The organism is Mesorhizobium sp. M7A.F.Ca.CA.002.09.1.1 (assembly GCF_003998555.1).
Taxonomy (GTDB): domain Bacteria; phylum Pseudomonadota; class Alphaproteobacteria; order Rhizobiales; family Rhizobiaceae; genus Mesorhizobium; species Mesorhizobium ciceri.
Genome location: NZ_RZRR01000999.1, coordinates 1 through 1,871, shown reverse-complemented (window position 1 = coordinate 1,871; position 1,871 = coordinate 1). Strand labels below are relative to the sequence as shown.

The window sequence follows — 1,871 nt, the reverse complement described above, 5'->3', positions numbered from 1 at the left end:
CGGAAGTAGAGCGTCGCATCGCCCGAGGGCTCGTTGGGCGCGGCAAGCCCGATCGGACGGTCGGCGAGCCAGATCTCGCCATTCTCGACTTTGACGGGAAGCGAGCTCGATTCACCGATGAAGCCGTAGACGAAGGGCGAGTTCGGCGTGTCGTAGATGTCGTCGGCGGTGCCGACCTGCTCGATGCGACCCTGGCTCATCACCACGACGCGGTCGGCAAGCTCCAGCGCCTCTTCCTGGTCGTGGGTGACGAAGACGGTGGTGTGGCCGGTGGCGTCATGGATTTCGCGCAGCCAGCGGCGCAATTCCCGGCGCACCTGCGCGTCAAGCGCGCCGAACGGTTCGTCGAGCAGCAGCACCTTGGGTTCGATGGCCATGGCGCGCGCCAGCGCCACGCGCTGCCGCTGGCCGCCGGAAAGCTGCGCCGGATAGCGCTTTTCCAGCCCCGACAGCTGGACAAGGTCTAGAAGCTCGGAGGCGCGGCGGCGGATCTCCTGCGCCGGCGGGCGCGACGGCCCGTGCCGGACCTTCAGGCCGAAGCCGATATTGTCGGCCACCGTCATGTGCCGGAACAGCGCATAGTGCTGGAAGACAAAGCCGACATTGCGATCCTGGATCGACTTGTGCGAGGCGTCCTCGTCGCCGAAGAAGATGTTTCCGCGCGTCGGCCGCTCCAGTCCGGCGATCAGCCTGAGCAGCGTCGTCTTGCCGGAGCCGGACGGCCCCAGCAACGCGATCAGTTCGCCCGACTTGATATCGAGCGACACGTCGTGGAGGGCCGGAAACCGGTCAAACTCCTTGCGCACGTTGGCAACGCGAACTTCCATGCAAATCCCTCTGTCAGTGTCCGCGCGTCGCGGCGATCTCGGCGCCGTAGCGCATCTCGAGAAGTGTTTTCAAGACCAGCGTGACGAGCGCCAGGCCCGCAAGCAATGAAGCGACGGCGAAGGCGCCGACGGCGTTGTACTCGTTATAGAGGATTTCGACATGCAGCGGCATGGTGTTGGTCAGGCCGCGTATATGGCCCGACACCACCGAGACTGCGCCGAACTCGCCCATGGCGCGCGCATTGCACAGGAGCACGCCGTAGAGCAGCCCCCATTTGACGTTGGGCAAGGTCACGTACCAGAAGGTCTGCCAACCATTGGCGCCAAGCGAAAGCGCTGCCTCCTCGTCGCCATTGCCTTGCTCCTGCATCAGCGGGATCAACTCGCGGGCGACGAAGGGGAAGGTGACGAAGATTGTGGCCAGCACGATGCCCGGCACGGCAAACAGGATGACGATGCCGTGCGCTTTCAGCCAGGTGCCGAGCAGCCCCTGGGCGCCGAATAGAAGCACATAGACGAGGCCCGATATGACCGGGGAGACCGAGAAGGGAAGGTCGATCAGCGTGGTCAGGAAGGCCTTGCCCTTGAACTCGAACTTGGCGATCGCCCAGGCGGCGGAGATGCCGAACACAATGTTGAGCGGTACCGAGATCGCGGCGACCAGCAGCGTCAGCCGGATCGCCGAGCGTGTGTCGGGATTGCCGAGCGCTTCGGTGTAGGCACCGATGCCCTTGGCGAAGGCTTCGTTGAAGACGATGATCAGCGGCAAGAGCAGGAAAATGCCGAGGAAGGCAAAGGCGACGGCCATCAGGGCCAGACGCGCCGGGCGGCTTTCCGTGACCGCCGCCGACTGGCTTTCATGGTGCGGTTCGTAAGATTTGATCTCCGGATCAGCCATAGCGCTTGCGGCTCCACGACTGTGCGAGATTGACGACCAAAAGCATGATGAATGACAGGGCGAGCATGATCGCCGCAATCGCGGTTGCCGCCGGGTAATTATATTCCTCCAGCCGGATGACGATCAGCAGCGGCGCGATCTCTGAT

Annotated in this window: 2 protein-coding genes and 1 pseudogene; all 3 read right to left on the bottom strand. The window is 63.8% G+C overall.

The window, feature by feature from the left end:
* A partial coding sequence (locus tag EN994_RS29450; protein WP_164746317.1) for a sulfate ABC transporter ATP-binding protein occupies positions 1–827 on the bottom strand: 827 nt, incomplete at its 3' end.
* Positions 828–840: 13 nt separating this feature from the next.
* The gene (cysW, locus tag EN994_RS29445) at positions 841–1,725 is read right to left on the bottom strand and encodes a sulfate ABC transporter permease subunit CysW (protein WP_013530874.1); all 885 of its coding nucleotides are present in this window, start codon (positions 1,723–1,725) and stop codon (positions 841–843) included.
* Positions 1,718–1,871: pseudogene (locus EN994_RS29440) on the bottom strand (molybdate ABC transporter permease subunit); the annotation flags it as partial. The gene cysW and the pseudogene EN994_RS29440, both read right to left, overlap by 8 nt.

What these genes read in the sequence shown, in the direction of transcription:
- cysW (WP_013530874.1), bottom strand. Translation starts at nt 1,725, where the DNA reads ATGGCTGATCCGGAGATCAAATCTTACGAACCGCACCATGAAAGCCAG.